The sequence below is a fragment of the Candidatus Enterococcus myersii genome (assembly GCF_017316025.1).
GTDB classification, from domain to species: Bacteria; Bacillota; Bacilli; order Lactobacillales; family Enterococcaceae; genus Enterococcus_C; species Enterococcus_C montenegrensis.
Map to the genome: position 1 here is coordinate 19117 of NZ_JAFLVT010000001.1, position 17071 is coordinate 36187.

Annotated in this window: 17 protein-coding genes; all 17 read left to right on the forward strand. The window is 40.6% G+C overall.

Annotated elements, in window-relative coordinates:
- Positions 1–2: 2 nt before the first annotated feature.
- Positions 3–1658, forward strand: coding sequence for a minor capsid protein (locus JZO76_RS00160; RefSeq protein ID WP_206902155.1), 1656 nt, complete (start codon positions 3–5; stop codon positions 1656–1658).
- Complete coding sequence (locus JZO76_RS00165) at positions 1658–1834, forward strand: hypothetical protein (protein ID WP_206902156.1); 177 nt, start codon at positions 1658–1660, stop codon at positions 1832–1834. The genes JZO76_RS00160 and JZO76_RS00165 overlap by 1 nt, the downstream gene beginning before the upstream one ends.
- A gap of 143 nt (positions 1835–1977) precedes the next feature.
- Positions 1978–2247, forward strand: coding sequence for a hypothetical protein (locus JZO76_RS00170; protein WP_242595708.1), 270 nt, complete (start codon positions 1978–1980; stop codon positions 2245–2247).
- 35 nt (positions 2248–2282) lie between these two features.
- Positions 2283–2462: a hypothetical protein gene (locus JZO76_RS00175; RefSeq protein ID WP_206902157.1), complete on the forward strand. Its 180-nt coding sequence runs from the start codon at positions 2283–2285 to the stop codon at positions 2460–2462.
- Positions 2462–2725 carry a DUF6275 family protein gene (locus tag JZO76_RS00180; protein WP_195493233.1) on the forward strand — a complete coding sequence of 88 codons (264 nt, stop codon included), beginning with the start codon at positions 2462–2464 and terminating at the stop codon, positions 2723–2725. Before JZO76_RS00175 ends, JZO76_RS00180 begins: the two co-directional genes overlap by 1 nt.
- A 129-nt stretch (positions 2726–2854) precedes the next feature.
- Complete coding sequence (locus JZO76_RS00185; RefSeq protein WP_206902158.1) at positions 2855–3514, forward strand: DUF4355 domain-containing protein; 660 nt, start codon at positions 2855–2857, stop codon at positions 3512–3514.
- Positions 3515–3534: 20 nt separating this feature from the next.
- Positions 3535–4572: a major capsid protein gene (locus tag JZO76_RS00190; protein WP_206902159.1), complete on the forward strand. Its 1038-nt coding sequence runs from the start codon at positions 3535–3537 to the stop codon at positions 4570–4572.
- Between the two features lie 13 nt (positions 4573–4585).
- Complete coding sequence (locus JZO76_RS00195) at positions 4586–4933, forward strand: phage head-tail connector protein (RefSeq protein WP_206902160.1); 348 nt, start codon at positions 4586–4588, stop codon at positions 4931–4933.
- Positions 4914–5267 (forward strand): hypothetical protein, encoded by a 354-nt coding sequence (locus JZO76_RS00200; protein ID WP_206902161.1) that lies wholly within the window; start codon positions 4914–4916, stop codon positions 5265–5267. The genes JZO76_RS00195 and JZO76_RS00200 overlap by 20 nt, the downstream gene beginning before the upstream one ends.
- Positions 5257–5796 (forward strand): HK97 gp10 family phage protein, encoded by a 540-nt coding sequence (locus JZO76_RS00205; RefSeq protein ID WP_206902162.1) that lies wholly within the window; start codon positions 5257–5259, stop codon positions 5794–5796. Before JZO76_RS00200 ends, JZO76_RS00205 begins: the two co-directional genes overlap by 11 nt.
- The gene (locus tag JZO76_RS00210; protein ID WP_206902163.1) at positions 5793–6155 is read left to right on the forward strand and encodes a hypothetical protein; all 363 of its coding nucleotides are present in this window, start codon (positions 5793–5795) and stop codon (positions 6153–6155) included. The genes JZO76_RS00205 and JZO76_RS00210 overlap by 4 nt, the downstream gene beginning before the upstream one ends.
- 13 nt (positions 6156–6168) lie before the next feature.
- Positions 6169–6591, forward strand: coding sequence for a phage tail tube protein (locus JZO76_RS00215; protein WP_206902164.1), 423 nt, complete (start codon positions 6169–6171; stop codon positions 6589–6591).
- Positions 6592–6659: 68 nt separating this feature from the next.
- Positions 6660–7076 (forward strand): DUF6096 family protein, encoded by a 417-nt coding sequence (locus tag JZO76_RS00220; RefSeq protein WP_206902165.1) that lies wholly within the window; start codon positions 6660–6662, stop codon positions 7074–7076.
- Positions 7077–7096: 20 nt separating this feature from the next.
- On the forward strand, positions 7097–7471 hold the full coding sequence (locus tag JZO76_RS00225) for a hypothetical protein (RefSeq protein ID WP_206902404.1): 375 nt from the start codon (positions 7097–7099) through the stop codon (positions 7469–7471).
- Positions 7472–7480: 9 nt separating this feature from the next.
- Positions 7481–12406, forward strand: coding sequence for a transglycosylase SLT domain-containing protein (locus tag JZO76_RS00230; RefSeq protein WP_206902166.1), 4926 nt, complete (start codon positions 7481–7483; stop codon positions 12404–12406).
- Between the two features lie 12 nt (positions 12407–12418).
- On the forward strand, positions 12419–12775 hold the full coding sequence (locus tag JZO76_RS00235; RefSeq protein WP_206902167.1) for a DUF6711 family protein: 357 nt from the start codon (positions 12419–12421) through the stop codon (positions 12773–12775).
- A gap of 179 nt (positions 12776–12954) precedes the next feature.
- Positions 12955–17070, forward strand: coding sequence for a hypothetical protein (locus tag JZO76_RS00240; RefSeq protein ID WP_206902168.1), 4116 nt, complete (start codon positions 12955–12957; stop codon positions 17068–17070).
- Position 17071: the final 1 nt, after the last annotated feature.

Here is a 17071-nt window from a genome sequence, read left to right on the forward strand (position 1 = left end):
AGATGGCTCGAAATAAAAAGCTTTCCTATTGGCAAAAAAGAGCTCTTGAAGACGAAAAACTCATCAATGACGGTGCGAAACAAGTCGAAAAGACAATCATCTCTGCTTATCGTCAAGCCCAGGAGTATCTGACTCAGAAAGCCAAGGAGCTTTTCAAACGGGCTCAAGTGAAGACGGGCTATGAGGAGGCTGAACTCAAAACACTGTTGAATGAAACTGTGCCTGTTGAGCAGCTAGTCGAGCTTCAACGGTTAGCAAAGGATATCAGCGATCCGAACATTCAAGCTTCAGCTAAGAAGCGACTGGATACGTTAGCCATAAAACACCGTATTTCTCGTGCAGAAGACCTGAAAGCAAAAGCTCATCTTGTTACTCGTCAAATCGCTGACATACAACTGAGTGAGTCTACTGATTATTTTGTGGACGCCATCCATAAAGCCTACCAAAGAGAGCAGGCCAATGTGTCTATTCAAAAGTTGGAGGCTAAGGGTGTACAGCTAGAAATCTGGAACCAGTCAGACTGGGAAAATGCCCAGCATGAATTCAAACAACTTTCCACCAAAGAAACTCGGAACATCCTAGAGAGCCATTGGCACGGATCGAATTATTCTAAGAGAATCTGGAATGATACGGACAAGCTGGCCAAACGATTAGAGGAGCTTTTTACCGTTGAAGCACTCGCCGGTATGAGTCAGCAAGAGATGGTGCGAGCCATTTCTAAAGAATTTAATACGTCCATTGGGATAGCGCAACGATTGATCCGAACTGAAGCCAATTATATGGCGAATCAAGCTAAGTTGAAATCTTGGGTTGATAATGGGGTGGAGTATTACCGGTTAGTAGTGGTTCTGGACTTTCGCACTTCTAGCATTTGTCAGTCGAAGTCGAAAGAGAACAAGCGATACAAAGTATCTAAAGCCGTTGTGAATGGGGCAGCAGGAAACTATCCACCGTTCCATCCATGGTGTAGAACGATTGCCATTGCTGATTTTGGCAAACGAACCGCAGCGGGAATGAGGATTGCCAATGACCCAATTAGCGGGAAGACGTTTGATTTACCACAGCGAGCCACCTACGAGGGCTGGATCAACAAGCTTCGTGAATCGTATTCTGATGAGGAGATTATCAATCATAAGGAAAAGATCCTGAATCGGGCGAAAGACAATGAGCAGTATCGGCATATGAAAACAATTATTCCTAAGGAAAACTGGCCGAGGAATTTGGATTCTTTCCAAGAAATCAAGTATAATGGCAGTAGAGACTGGCAATTGACCAAAATTGATTACCAGCGAAGGAAAAGGCTGTTGAATAATCCTAATTTGAAGTTACCTAATGCCGAGGATGCAACTATCGACAATCGAAAATTTACTAGATATTTATTTGATGGTTCCAACGAAAAAGGTTTAATCAAAGGTCGTTTGATTACTAAAAAGCTAGGATATTCTATTGAAAACTATGCAGAATTCAAGCGGGAGATACTAAAACGATCACTTCAATATCCTGTAACTTTGAAACATAGCGATTCGCATGGTGCTCGTTATGAACAAAAAATGATAATGTATGACACACAAAATAAGCCAGTAAATGTCGTTGCAGGTTGGAATGTAAAAGATGGCAAAACACACATGAGTACTATTTTAATCAAGGAGGTTAAGTGATGAAATTGAGTTTATATGATGTTGTGAGACTTAAAGACGGTCGTATTGGCGACATTACGGATATTAGCCCAACCTCTTTGCAAATAGATATTCAAGTTGGACCAGAAGAGTTTGTAACAGACTACGATGTTGATCCAAAAGAAGTTATAGAGGTTATAAGTAAAGGAAAATTATAGCACCCAGTCGCGGTTATGTGATTGAGTGCTATTTTTGTACCTAAAATCAAGGGGGGATTATTACGGAAGAAAAAGCAAAAATCAATATTCTAGGCACAGAATATACAATCTTCGTCAATGTCAGCGAGAAAGAAAAGTCGTTTATGAGAGACAATGATGGAGTGACAGATTTTACCACTAAAGAAATTTTCATTGCAATCTTGGATGATGGCAACCCTATGAATATGCAAAATATGCACGTTTATGAAGATAGGACTATTCGTCATGAGATTGTTCATGCAACTCTTTTTGAGTCTGGCTTAGATCACAACACAAAGTGGGCTAGAGATGAAGAAATAGTTGATTGGATTGCTATTCAAACACCTAAGCTATTTAATATTTTTGAAAAACTAGAAGTAATGTCCTGGCGATAGGGCTTTTTATTTTGAAAAAGAGAGGACTTTGTAAAATGGAATTGATTGTATTTACTAACAATGGACAAACTTATCACTTCAAAGGTATAGAAAATTTTAGACCAACGACCACAGGGTTTAGCTTTGATTACTTGGGAGTTGCGACAGGTGTTAAACGATCAGCAGTGTTTAACAATACCAGTACAGCAGGCTATGCATTAGCGGAGGTAAAATAATGGGAGATCAAGAATTTGTAACGGCAGCAAAAAATGCAATCGTCAAGGCGTTTAACGAACGAAAGGGATCGCTACATCCACCACTAAAAGAGGAAGAGTTGTACGTAGTTTGGCTAGTAAAAGCGTTACAAAACAACAAGGCGCTCTTATCAACTAGTCGCTCTGGTGATGGGCTCTATTTTGAAGTAACTAACAACGGGGATAAGAATGAAATGTATTTGGATGTATACAAAAAACAAGAAAATATTCGTGTTCCTTATTAATCAGAAGTCTAGCAACCAATAGGCTTATTATTTTGCCTTTTTTCTTGTTCCAGGCGTTAAAGAGGACCTGTCTCGTCGCCGGACGTAAAGCGAGATTCGAGTAGCGACGTAATCGCCGGAGGAAATACTATGAAAGACTTATTTAAATTGCCGATGAATTTGCAGTTTTTTGCTGAACAAGACGACGAACAAGAGACTGGTGCTGATGATGAAAATCAACAACAGGATCCGCCAGAAAGAAAATTCACCCGTGCTGAAATGGCTGGAATTATCGCTGCAGAGGTAAAGAAAGCTACCGAAGCCATTGTTCAGAAAAAAGACGAGGAAATTCAACAGGCAAAGACTGAGGCTGAGAAACTAGCGCAGATGAATGAAGATCAAAAGTCCGAGTATGAGCGTCAACAGCGAGAAGATGCTCTTTTGAAGCGTGAGGCTGATATCACTGCAAGAGAATTACGAGCTCAAGTTACTGTCCAACTGACCGAAGATAATCTACCTGCTGAACTGACTGATTTATTGAACTTTTCTGATGCGGATGCATGTAACGATTCCTATCAAAAAGTAAAAGATGCCTTTGCAAAAGCTACTGGCTCATTTGATGAGGCTGTGCAAGCAGAGGTTAACAAGCGCCTAGCTAATTCGGCTGATCAACCTTTGGGGAATGGTCAATCTGCGGCTAACAACAACAATCCTTGGTCGAAAGAATCTTTCAACCTAACTGAGCAAGGTCGGATTTTAACAGAGGATCCGGAACGTGCGAAGTTACTGATGCAACAAGCCAAAAAATAATGAGAAAAGAGGAACAGTGAATGACCCAATTAAAAATGAAAATGGACCTTCAATATTTTGCTGCTAAGACAAAAATTGAAGATGTAATTGTCCCAGAAGTCTTTAATAAGTATGTAATTGAACGTACTGCAGAATTATCAGCTTTGTACCAATCCGGAATTGTCGTGGCCGATCCAGAATTAGACGCTTTAGCCACAGCTGGTGGTAAATTAATCAATATGCCGTTTTGGTCAGATTTAACTGGAGAAGATGAGGTGTTATCAGATACTGATCCGTTAGAAACTGACAAAATTACTTCTGGCCAAGACCAAGCTGCATTACTAATGCGTGGTAAAGCTTGGAAAGCAAATGATTTAGCAAAGGCGCTATCAGGTGATGATCCAATGCGTGCTATTGGTGATTTGGTAGCAGCGTACTGGGCACGTCGCCAACAAGTTACTTTGCTATCTACGCTAAAAGGAGTGTTCGGAGCAGCGTCCACTAAAATGACTGGAAACTCTTTAGATATCTCTGCTGAAACTGGCAATGCTGCAGCCTTTACTGGCGAAACTTTCATTGATGCATCATATAAACTGGGCGATTCCGAAGAAAAATTGACTGCGCTTGCTGTGCACTCTTCTGTATATGCTAGCTTACGGAAACAAAATTTAATTGAATTCTTGTTAGCATCGGATAACAGTAAGATTCCAACTTATATGGGTAAACGTGTAATCGTAGATGATGGAATGCCTGTTACTGGCGATACTTTTACTTCTTACATTTTCGGTGCAGGTGCAATTGGTCTGGGTAATGGTGCTGCACCAGTTCCGACTGAGACGGATCGTGATGCTTTGGCTGGGGATGACATCCTAATCAACCGTCAACACTTCTTATTGCACCCTCGCGGCGTAAAATTTACCAATAAATCTGTTGCGGGTTCTTCACCTACGAATGTGGAATTAGCAACGGGGACAAACTGGGAACGGGTTTATGAACCTAAAAACATTCGTATCGTACAGTTCAAGCATAAACTTTATGTGCCAGTTGTGACAGTTCCTGGCGGCACTGGCGGAGAGTAAGGAGGTCTAATTGATGGATGAGGAAAAGCTGAAAGAAATGACTGATTCCTTAGCAATCCGCTTAGGCGTTAGTGACGAGAATGAGAAAGCTAAGCTAAAAGGCCTAATCGAGGATGCTTTAATCCTCGTCCTCGATTTTACCGGGAGAGATTCTGAAGATATTCCAGAACAACTCTATTATTATGCTCGCCAATTAGCTGTGATTACATGGAATCGTGAAGGAAATGAGGGAGAGGCTTCTCGTAGTGAAGGTGGCATTTCTCAAACATTCATTATCGATATCCCTCCAGATATTCAATCTGGTTTGCGGCGTTATCGTGTTGGAAAGGTGGTCAAACGTTATGCGTCTAAGAAAGCGTGAGCTTCAAACAGTTTGGTTGAAACATCGAAAAGTTACTTCTGACGATGAGGGGAATGATGTAATCACATTCCCTAGTGAACCTATCAAATTGGAAATGAACGTACAATCTGCGGGTGGTCAGATTATGGCTCAGATTTACGGCGAGAGCCTTCCTTACATCAAAACATGTAAGTATCAGGGTGACCTGCTAAAAGTCGGACAGAACGAAAAGGACTGCATTTGTATGTACGTTTCAAAGGACAAGGATCCAGACTATGAAGTTGTGGCTATTCAACCCTTTTCTACCCACTTAAATATCACGCTTAAGAAGCGAGGTACAGAACATGGGAGTTGAAATCAAAGGCCTAGAGAGTCTGCGTAGAAAAGTAAAAGCTATGCCCAAAGTTCTTGATGATGCAATGTGGGACGCTACTTTTGAATTGACTGAGCTAGTCCAGCAAGCTGCAGTGTTACGAATACAATCAAGTGCTAAATATAGTTCTGGAGAATTGGCCGGAAGTATCAAGTATGAGGTTGTTGTAAACGCACAAGGGAAAATTGTTGGCCGAGTCTGGTCTGACAAGGAACAAGCGATGTATCGTGAGTTTGGGACTGGACCTGTCGGGCAAGAAAGCCAGAAGGATCTTCCGGAAGGCGTCACGCCAGTCTATTCAACAGCTGCGTGGTTTATTCCGGTGGATAAAGTGGGCGTTGATCTGGAAGCTGTGTACGGTATTCCGCGAATTATCATTCAGGGCAATGAATTTTATCTGACTCGTGGGCAACCGGCACGTCCGTTCTTGTATCCATCTCTAAAAGAAATTATGGAACAAGCTCCCGAAGTGTATAAAGAATATGTGCGGGAAGGACTGAAAAAACTATGACCAAAATTAACATGAAACAAGTCACAGTTGATGTCCTGAAGTCAGTACCGGAAATCAAAAAAATCGCTACTGATTATCCATCGAATTGGATCACTTTTCCAACAGCAATCTATCGAACTGTCAGTAAACCTTATCAAGTCGATGCACTTGGACAAGAATTACAGACGCAATGGACAGTAACAATTGAAATATATGGAACAGCAAGCTTAACCAATATCGCAGGAAGTGTATTAGACACATTTGGTGGTATTGGTTTTTTTGGCACTACAAAAGATGCAAATACAGCTGATTTGAAACGAGTAATCGTTGAGGTATCAGCTGTAGTGGACAATGTAACAAAATACGTATATCAGAAATAGGAGGAATTAAACTATGGATTTTGCAGGTCTATTATCAAAAGGTACTGTACTGACATATAAAGACGGTGCCACTACCAAAACCGTTGCGGCGGTTAAATCTATCCCAGCTTTGGGATCTGATCCTGAGAAAGTAGATGTCACTCACTTAGAATCAGAAAAGAAAGCCTATATTAAAGGTATTGAAGATACAGACAACTTAGAGTTTGCCATTATCTATCAAGGGGATAACTTCCGCGATATTCATACGTTAGTAGAAGCCGGTAAGTCTATTGAGTGGACAATTACCTTCCCAGACGGTTTGAAATCAGAATTTACTGGGGAACCTTACTACAAATTTGATGGCGTAGAAGTGAACCAAGCTATTGGATTTAACTTAGGTGTCGTTGTGAGTGATGGTCCGACCATGACACCGGCACCGGCTTCATCAGGAGATTAACAAATAAGAAACTATGAGACCAAGATATTTCTTGGTCTCTATTTTTTACTATTCTAGGAGGAAAACAAATGCCAGCAAAAAATAAAATTGTACAAATGCCGAACACAACAACTTTTCAATTAGGTGATCTAACACTTCAATTACGACTAGACGGAAAAGCAATCTTAAATATTGAAAAACGTTTAGACGAAGGTATCATGGGGTTATTTGTCAAAAAGCAAGGTGAAATCAAATTACCTCCGGCTAACACTCTGTTGATTATTCTTCAAGGTGCAAATAAAACATCTGGGGTTACCGATAAAACGATTGTTGAAGCTTTTGAAAAATACATTGAATCAGGTAGAACCACGATGGATTTATTTGGTGATATCAATGAATTTTTGGATGAACAAGGTTTTTTCGGAAAGAAAGAAACGGACAGCGAAGCGACAGATGGGGAATCTTTGGATCAGGAACCGACAGCGGAAGCAGACAGTCTGCTGTAACATTTAACACGCTTTCGGAACTGCTGCAGCACATGTACCCTCAGGCAGTAGAAGCAGGCATACCTGCAATTGACTACTGGCAAATGACACTAGAAGAAATCATGATTCAAGTTTCTGCCAACAAAAAGAACAAAGAAAACGAGTTGCGAGAGCAGGCTCTTTTTGATTATTCCCAACAGCGTTTGGCTGTATTTGCCTTTAACGATCCCAAAAAGTTTCCAAAATTTGAGGAAGCCTATCCTTTCTTGAATCAGATTAAGGAAGCTGTTGAAGAACATAAGACAGAAGAACAGCTGAAACAGGAAGCTATGTCTAGGGAGCAGGAGATCTTTTTGGCTCAGGCAGAAGCCATCAAAGCAACCCGGAAACGGAGAAAACTACTAGAAGAAAGGTAGGTGAGAGATATGGAATTGGAAACTCTTGAAGTACTATTGGACATTAATACAGCTTGTGTCGAAGAATCTTTAGAAAAGTTTATGCCACAAATTGAAAGCGCGATGAATCGCATTCAACAAATATCAGGCAATTCAATGGATCGTACTGAAAAGAATATGAATATCGAAAGAGGTACAAGTAATTTTTCTAAGCAACTCGATAAAATGAATCAGACATTAGAAAAAACAATGGCTAATTTTGAAAAGACAACAAAGCAATCAAGTACACAGGTTGGCGATAACTTTTCATCTGGAATCCGGAAGGCGCGTCCAAAAGTTACTAAAGAAATCGATGCAATGGTGAATGAAATCAATGCAAAAATGGGGCAAGCTAAAGCTGCGCAAGAGAAAGTTGCGTATTTGAAATCCCAACGTCAATCAGCGTCTTCTGCTGGCGATACTGGCAAAGTGGTTAAATATGATGAACAGATTGCTCGAACTCAGGCGCAGATGTCGAAGTTTGAAGACCAGGCAAAAGGAATGGCCAATACTATCAAGCGGGAATTTGATGCGGTGCCTTCTTCTTTGGATACTATCACGAAATCCATGGCTCAAAATGAAGGCCAGATTGAAGCGATGCGAAAAAGAATTAAAACCTTGAAAGCAGAATATGCAGAACAAAGAAAACCTGTTGGTAGTTTTAGTAGTGGATTTAATGGATCAGAAGATACGCCACAATCGTTAAAAACATCAGCTGAAATTGAGAAGCAATCTGCAAAAATGGCAAAATTAATCAGTAGCAATGATCGACTGCAAAAGGAATACGCCCAAACAGAAGATCGTGCTACGTCGCTTAGAAAGGCTTTAGCTCGGATTAACAATACGATGAGTCAATCATCTATCCAGACAGGTTCGGCCGCCAATGGTGCCGCTCAGACAGGAACAGGATTGAAGCAATCCGAGCGTGCAGTCTCCAAGTATGGTGGCGTCTTTAATCGAATGTCCAATGCTGTATCTCATGGTTTTGGAGGAATTGGAAATGGTCTGAAATCTTCTCTTGGGTTCATTGGAAAGTTCGGAAGTCTATTTTCTAATTCATCCAAAAAAGTAACAGCTGGAAATAATCAAATGATGAATAGTACCAATGCTTTTGGACAGTCTATGCGGTATTTGTTGCCATCATTAGTTGTTTACCAATTGCTTGGAGGAGCTATTCGAGCTTTAGCGGGCGGTATGTTCTCTGCGTTAAAAACAAACGATCAATTTTCGGCATCGTTAAATCAGATTAAAGTAAATTTAATGACTGCGTTTTATCCGATTTATACCGCAATTTTGCCGGCAGTAAATGCGCTGATGGCAGGTTTGGCACAACTAACAGGTCAGTTTGCATCGTTCATTGCGGGGATCTTCGGTACGAACTACGAGGCTGCCAAAGCCGGCGCAAGTGGTTTGTATGATAATGTCCAAGCGATGAATGAGACAGGATCATCGGCGGATAAAGCGAAGGAAAAGGTCAAAAAACTCCAAAAATCGTTAATGGGATTTGACCAGATCAACAAACTGAATCTTGACTCTGGCGATGACGATAAAAAAGATACATCACTTGATAGCAAAACCCCAGCTATAGACTTTGGCAAAGCCACAGGTACCTACACAACACCAAAATGGATGTTAGATATCCAGCGACTGCTAAAAGACTTTTTCAAACCTTTTAAAGATGCTTGGAAAAATCAAGGTCAGAAAGTAATAGATGCGTGGAAATATGCATTAGACGAAGTGATTGGTTTAGCTTCAGCAATTGGCAAGTCATTTATGGAAGTATGGACAAACGGAACAGGACAGTTATTCATTGAGAACTTACTCATTCTTCTAGCAGATGTTTTAAACATTATTGGCGATATTGCCGGAGCGTTTAAGCGTGCATGGGAAGATAATGGTCGAGGAACGCGTCTGATTCAATCTATTTTTGATATGTGGAATCGAATTCTTGAGTTACTTCATGAAATTGCTGTTGCTTTTCGAAACGCATGGAACGATGGTCGTGGAGAAAGTATAGCTGCAAATATCTTAGAAATTTTTACCAACATCTTTAACACGGTAGGAAATCTTGCTGGTCAATTGAAAAAAGCTTGGAAAGAGGGAAAAACTGGAGAATCAATCTTCGGTACAATCTTAGATGTTGTAGACGATTTACTAGGGAATATCAATAGTATGACGAAAGCAACGTCTGATTGGGCAAAAACGTTAGATTTTACACCGCTATTAAAGTCTATTGATAAGCTATTAAAATCTATTCGACCGATTACAAAGAATATTGGTGATGGGCTAGAGTGGCTATATAAGAATGTCTTACTACCTTTCGCAGGATTTGTGATTGAAGATTACATTCCAAAATTCTTTGAATTACTTGCTGGAGCTTTAGATGTACTGAATCAAGTGATTGAGATTCTGAAACCAATTTTCAAGTGGTTCTGGGACACAGTCCTTCAACCGTTGATCACAATTGCCAAGTTTTTAATTATTGAACAATTCGAATTCTTTATTCGGGTTTTAAAGAAATTAAGCGATATTCTTGGTGTTGTAGCAGATGCCGTTAAAAATCCGAAGAAAGCAATTTCTGATCTTGGCGATTTAATCTCATTAAAATTCAATCAAATTAAAAAAACAGTATCGGACACATGGTCGAAAGTCACTACATGGACTTCAAAAACTTGGAATGGTGCGAAAGACACCGTCAAAACAAAAGCTTCTGAGATTTGGGACAATGTGAAGAACAGTTGGGCTGATATCAAAAAAAATACACGGGAAACTTGGGATAATTTTTCTTCAAAAGTTTCCGATAAAGCGCGTAGTGCAAAAGATAATGCATCAAGTCGTATTAGAGAATTGAAGAACAACGTCTCTGATCGTTGGAACGAAACATGGTCTAAAACTAAGACGATTTGGGACAATGTGAAAGACAAAGTTACTACTAAATCTGGTGAAGCTCGTGATCGCGCTTCAAGTGCTTTTCGAACTTTGCGTTCTAATTTGTCAACGTCGCTTGAAGGCGTGAAGAAAACCGCTTCTGATGTTTTTGGAAAAATTGGTTCGTGGGCAGCGGATTTGCCTGGACGAATTGCTAAAGGTTTACGAAATGGTGTGAAATCTATAAAAAATGCCGCGGCATCAATTGGTAATGGAATTGTTGGCGTTGTCGGTAAAGCGATGAATGGTGTTATTAACGGGATAAACTGGGTTTTAGGAAAAGTCGGAGCTGGAAAGAGCAAATTGACGCTATGGACCATACCTAAATACGCAAGGGGAACTGGGTATCATCCTGGTGGATTAGCGATGGTAAATGATGGCTTAGGCAATAATTACCGTGAAGCATTCCGGACTCCAGATGGTCGCACTGGCATCTTCCCGGCACAAAGAAATTTAATGGTGAACTTACCAGCCGGAACGTCTGTTTTAAGTGGTCCCAAAACTTCTGCTATGTATGGGATTCCTGCATATGCTAGTGGTATCGGCGATTGGTTTAAAGAAAAATGGAATGGTGCTAAAAAAATTGCATCTGATGTTTGGTCGTATGCTTCTAATCCTAAGAAATTACTCAATGCTGCAGTTTCAAAATTTGTTAATTTAAAAAACGCTGTTGAACCAAGTTCGTCTATGTCTAAGGGGTCTGTTGGTACCATTGCTGAAGGCGCATATAATTGGGTTAAATCTAAATTTGATGCGGGTTATAAAAGCTATCAAGCAAGCTTAAGTGGTGGCGATGGAAGTCATGATGGTTCGATGGGCGGATGGGGTGTTTACAAATACCTTTATAACGTTGCTCAAAAAACGATGAAACGATTCCCAGGAATGGTTATTACTTCTGGTCAACGGAATGGTGATCCATATTCTCACGGAAAGCATATGGCCATCGATATTGCTTATCCAGCCAGCATGAATGGTTCGAGAGCATATTTTGGACCAGCTAACTATGCGTTCGAACAATTCCCTTCACAAGTTGCGTACGTCATTACTCAAGGTAAAGTTCGTGATAGAAAAGGGATGTCGGGTACTGAAGCTAGTGGAACTTGGACAAGATGGCCAGACAATGACCACTATGACCATCTACACATTAACGGATCGTTAGGTGCAAATGATATTGCCAAAAAAGGCAGTGGAATTGGTTCGGAAGGCGGACAAATTGCCAACCAAGGAAGTGGCGTAGAAAGATGGCGTGGCACCGTAAACAAAGCTCTAAAAATGTTAGGTATCTATTCTGTTGCTAATGCTAATAGAACTTTGTACCAAATGAAAACAGAATCCGGAGGGAATCCCAACGCAATCAACAATTGGGATATCAATGCCATCAATGGCACGCCTTCTAAAGGTTTAATGCAAGTTATTGATCCGACATTCAGGTCTTATGCTCGTAGCCCGTACAATAAAAATATCTGGGATCCAATGTCAAATATTTTAGCATCTATGCGATATGCATTAAGTCGATATGGTTCACTGGCGAATGCTTATCGTGGAGTTGGCTATGAAAATGGCGGATTAGTAACGCAAGACGGCCTATATCGAATGGGTGAAGGCAATAAGAAAGAAATGATTATTCCGCTTGAAAAACCGCAACGAGCAGCTGAATTGATCCAACAAGCCATTGAGTATCTAGGCTTGGATATGTTTGGTTCGGCTTTGACCTTGCCGGAAATTTTCCAAGAGCCAAGCTTTGCACCATCGAATAGTACCTTCAGCAATAACGACCAAATGAACTACCAAGGCGGCGGGATGCAAGACTTCACATCAGCGATGGTAACCACGTTGATGAATGCTATCTCTGCCATGGGAGCAACGCCAACTCAAGCACCGAACGGCGATATCGTCATCAACATTGGCGGCAAAGAGTTTGGTCGCATCGCTGTCAAAGAGATCAACAAATACCATCAACAGCTTGGACATACCGAGCTGAATATCTAAGGAGGTTGAGAGATGGCTGGTTATCTAAGTGTCAATGGAGTCAGACTCAAGACTCCAAAGAAATTTTCAGTCGGAATCCAGGCGGTTGATGGAGATTCTGGCCGAAATGCTAATGGTGATATGGTCCGGGATTATATCACCACCAAGCGGAAAATGGATATTGAATGGGGCCCTTTGACTGATAACGAGATTTCTACGATCTTAAATGCGGTCATGGGGGTCTTTTTTAGTGTTACCTATCCAGACCCGATGTCTGGCGGAATGATGACGAAAACATGCTATGTTGGAGATAGAACATCTCCAAGCTATTCTTGGAATGATAAACTCCCCAAATGGGAAGGTCTAACAATGAGTTTTATTGAAAAATAGGGGGTGAGGGAATGCTTGCAATTAGCGATGCAGTAAAAGAGGCATGGCTAAGTCCGGCACGACAATTATCTATTCGTGTAAAGGTAGATAAAACAACGTATGGGAGTGAGGATGTTTCCTCACTCTCTTTTGATTCCGGCAGTATATCTGGTGAAGTTTATCAAATCGGTTCAACGTATATGAATTCAGTGATATTGAGCTTTCCGTCAATAATCGAAACCATCAAAGAGGATCAAGAAGTTATTCCAGAACTCGGCATATTAGTTGATGGAGAGTATCATTTTTCAAAACTCGGCCATTTTTATATCACCGAATTTAACCGTGATAGAAATGCGAATGTCACAACGATTACTGCTAATGACAAAATGACTTATCTCGAAGGTGTTTACGATTCGAAATTGACTTATCCAAAGCCGTATCGAGAGGTTGCATTAGAAATTGCCAACTTAGCAGGGGTTGAAGTCAATCAAGCTTCTTTTGCCAGTTTGGGTATTGGAGCAATTAAAAAGCCAGAAGGATATACATTTAGACAAGCAATTGGCTTGATTGCCCAGTTTGAGGGTGGCTTTGCCAGCTTCAATCGAGATGGGGAGTTGGAAATCCGGCGGTTAAGGCCGACAGAATTTAGTGTCACTCCCGAAAGCTACTTACTAAAGGGTTTCACTAAAAATGAAAATTCATACAAAATTGGTGGCATTACAGTTCGAGTCGGTGAAGAAGAGACAGATGTTTTAAAAGTAGGCACCGACACAGGCTCTCAGGTAGAATTGGAAAACAAATCAATGACACAAGATTTATTAAACCAAGTCTGGAGATTAGTTAAGGACATTAATTATTTTCCTTATGAATTGAAATGGCGGGGGTGTCCAGCGTTGGAAGCCGGCGACTGGATATATGTCACAGATAGAAACGGTAAACGATATTCCGTTCCTAATTTATCGTACAGTATGAACTTTAACGGTGGTTTATCTGCTGAATCAAAGGCAACTACTAATTCTGTCTCAGGAAATGCCACGAAATACCGTGGAACGTTAAATCAAAAAGTTCAGTGGCTTGAATCAATTCTTAGCTCAAACGATTGGAATCACAATTATTATGATGCAGAACCAGGAAATCCCAAGGTTGGAGATTTATGGTTTAAAAAAGTTGGTAAAGACATTGAAATTTGGCAATATGTTGAAACAGATGGTGTGCAAGATTGGGAATTACAAATTTCATCTGCGCCAAATCAAGAATTGCTAGATATGATCGAGGACTTAGTTAAGGAGACTGCAGACGCCCAAGCTGCAGCTGAAGAAGCCAAGGCAGCAGGAGAGGCTGCAGAACAATTAGCAGAAGAAGCTAAAACTGAATCTGCTAAGGCTATAGAAGATGCTAACACGGCAGTCGCTGGTGTTACCAATTTAGGTCAGATAGTCCAGGCTGTTGACCAGGCAGCACAGTTAGCCATCGAACAGTCAGCTAATGCTGTAACGGATGCCCAAGCGGCTATGGTAAAGGCAAATGAGCTGTTAACTACCGTAACGGAGTTAGAGGGAACGATTACCAATATTACTGCTGACATTGACGCTATTAACGGAGAGTTATCTGTAAAGGTTGACCAAACAACTTTCAATCAATTAAAAGGCACCGTCGATACGCATAGCACGTCGATTAGTGCGAATGCTCAAGCGATAACGCAAAAGGCAAATCAAACGCAAGTTAACGCAATTGATCAGACAGTGATTAGTCATACTGCAGAGCTGACGACGCAGTCTGATAAAATTGCTGGTCTGGTGACAAAAACTGACGGTCAATCTACTAAGATTAGTGCTTTGGAGTTGCAGGCTGGTCAGTTTAATTTGACGTTGAGTAGTGTGCAGTCTGATCTAGCGGGATTGGAAGTAGGAACACGTAATTATGCATTGATGACAAGTGTGACCAAAATCGTACCGCAAAATAATTATGCAAAACATCTGTATGACTTGTCTAACGGCGCGTTTGATATTGAGTCAAATGCAGAAATTATGGTCACTTTTGATTGGGAAGCACCTGACGCAACAGAGTCAAGTAAGTTTAGGCTCAACAGAGTTGTGAAATTTAAAAACGGAGCTGCTGATCAGTGGTCTGGAATGATTGTTGGTAACGGTGGAGATGTCCTCACAAAAGCAAAGAAGGGCAGCTATGCTGGCATTTGGAGATGGTATAAAACAGACTATTCTTCTGCGGATATTAGTAAGATTGAGGTAGTTTTAAATCAAACGGTGCTTGGCGGAGCAATAAAAATTTCTAACCTTGCAGTTAGAATAGGCAACAAAGCAACTGACTGGACACCAGCGCCTGAAGACATGGCAACTGTCACTGCACTAACAAGTGTACAAGCTACAGTTGATGGATTAGTCACCACTGTAGCTACAAAAGCCAATCAATCTCAAGTGACGCAGTTGGCAGATCAGATTACGAGTGTGGTGCAAAATACATCAGATTTGGTTAATAAATTCCCAGATTCTAAATTCGCAAAAAAGGTTCCTGAACCAACGGCTGAAGGCAGTGTTACCTACAACTACGATGAGGATGGCTTGTTTGTAAAAAATAATGGCACAACAAGGTCAAGAATTTATTGGCAGATTGGCTTTGTTGTTGGTCAAACCTACAATATTCGGTTACTTGCAAATTGTGAGGTTGAAGTTTCGAAAATTGAAATTGGAACATCTGAAGGAGAAAATCTAAAAGTTAATCCTAGTCTCAACAAAAATTGGATAGAAGGCACAATAAAAGTGACTAAATGGACGGCACTTAGTATTTTTATTGAACCAGGAGAGGCAATAAGACTGAGAGAACTATGCATATATAATGCTAATACAGGATTGACAACATCTCAAATCACTCAACTTTCAGACCAAATCAATTTGAGAGTCCAAAAAGGCGAAGTCATTAGCCAGATTAATATCAGCACTGAGGGTATTTTAATAGCCGGCGAGAAAGTCTGGATTAGTGGATTAACTAAAATAGACAATGCGGTAATCGCTACAGCTAACATTAAAGATTTGGCTGTGACGAACGGTAAAATTGCAAATCTTGCTGTAAACACAGCGAAAATAGGCGACGCTGCAATTGTGACCGCAAAAATCGGAGACCTGGCTGTCACGAACGCTAAGATTGCAAATCTAGCTATTAACGATGCCAAAATTCAAAATGCATCAATTAGTAGCGCTAAAATTATCAGTTTGGATGCTTCAAAAGTCGTAGCAAATACTCTGTCTGCGATTACGACCAATACTGGAACCTTAAATGTCACTGATTGGATAAACGTCACAACGGATAATCGCGGGATTAGAGGTACTTATGATTTTGGTGATGCCTATGGTGAGGCTTATAATTATCGCTGGTTCGTCGGTGACTATCGTCTATCACACAGACACCTCATATATACAGGAAAAGGCTATAATGTGAATGTGAATAATACAAAAGGTAGTTATTTGTATGATTTAGAGACATTTTATGGCATCGACTATCTCAAAATGCGACAATATACGTCGGGTGGCACATTGTTGAATCGGATAGACATTAATGCGAATGCAATTACGATGGGCTCGGGGAATTGGAATACTGAAGCTAAAATTAAGATTAATTCTGATGGAACAGGATTCTTTGGGGAACGTTTTAATTTTAATGGTGGTATTGATGTTGCAGCTCCAAATAATGTTGGTCTGAGGACTGGCCGAATTGACGCGCCATTAAACTATAATTCTATTTCTATTAACGCAGAACGTCCAGGCCTGACCAGTGTTGAATTTGGAATAGATAATATTTATTTTAACAGCACTAGAACAGGTAGCGCTGATTTTAGAATTGGGAAAGATGGCTCTGCCATTAACGGTGGACGCGTAATTGCTTCAGAGGCGGTATACAAACGGACATATTCTGGTGCTGCTAATATGATTGTGATGGATACAGGTACAATTGGTAGAACGACTTCCGCTCGAAAATATAAGGCGGATATTCTGGTTGCTAACGAAGTCATGAAAAAAGCAAAAAAGGTGCTGGAGCTAAGTCCGGCAAGTTGGTGGGATAAAGGTGAGTTAGCTGATGGGACAGCAAAGGAAAGATACTACGGATTCATCGCTGATGAATTTGATAATTTAGGATTAACAGAAGTTGTTATTTACGAAAATGGTCAAGTAGAATCATTAGCCTATGATCGCATCAGTATGTATCACAACGTTATATTGACAGAACACGAGCAAGAAATTAACAAGCTCAAGAAAAAAGTTGAAATATTAGAAAACGAAATTAGAGTGCTGCAAGTAGCCTAAC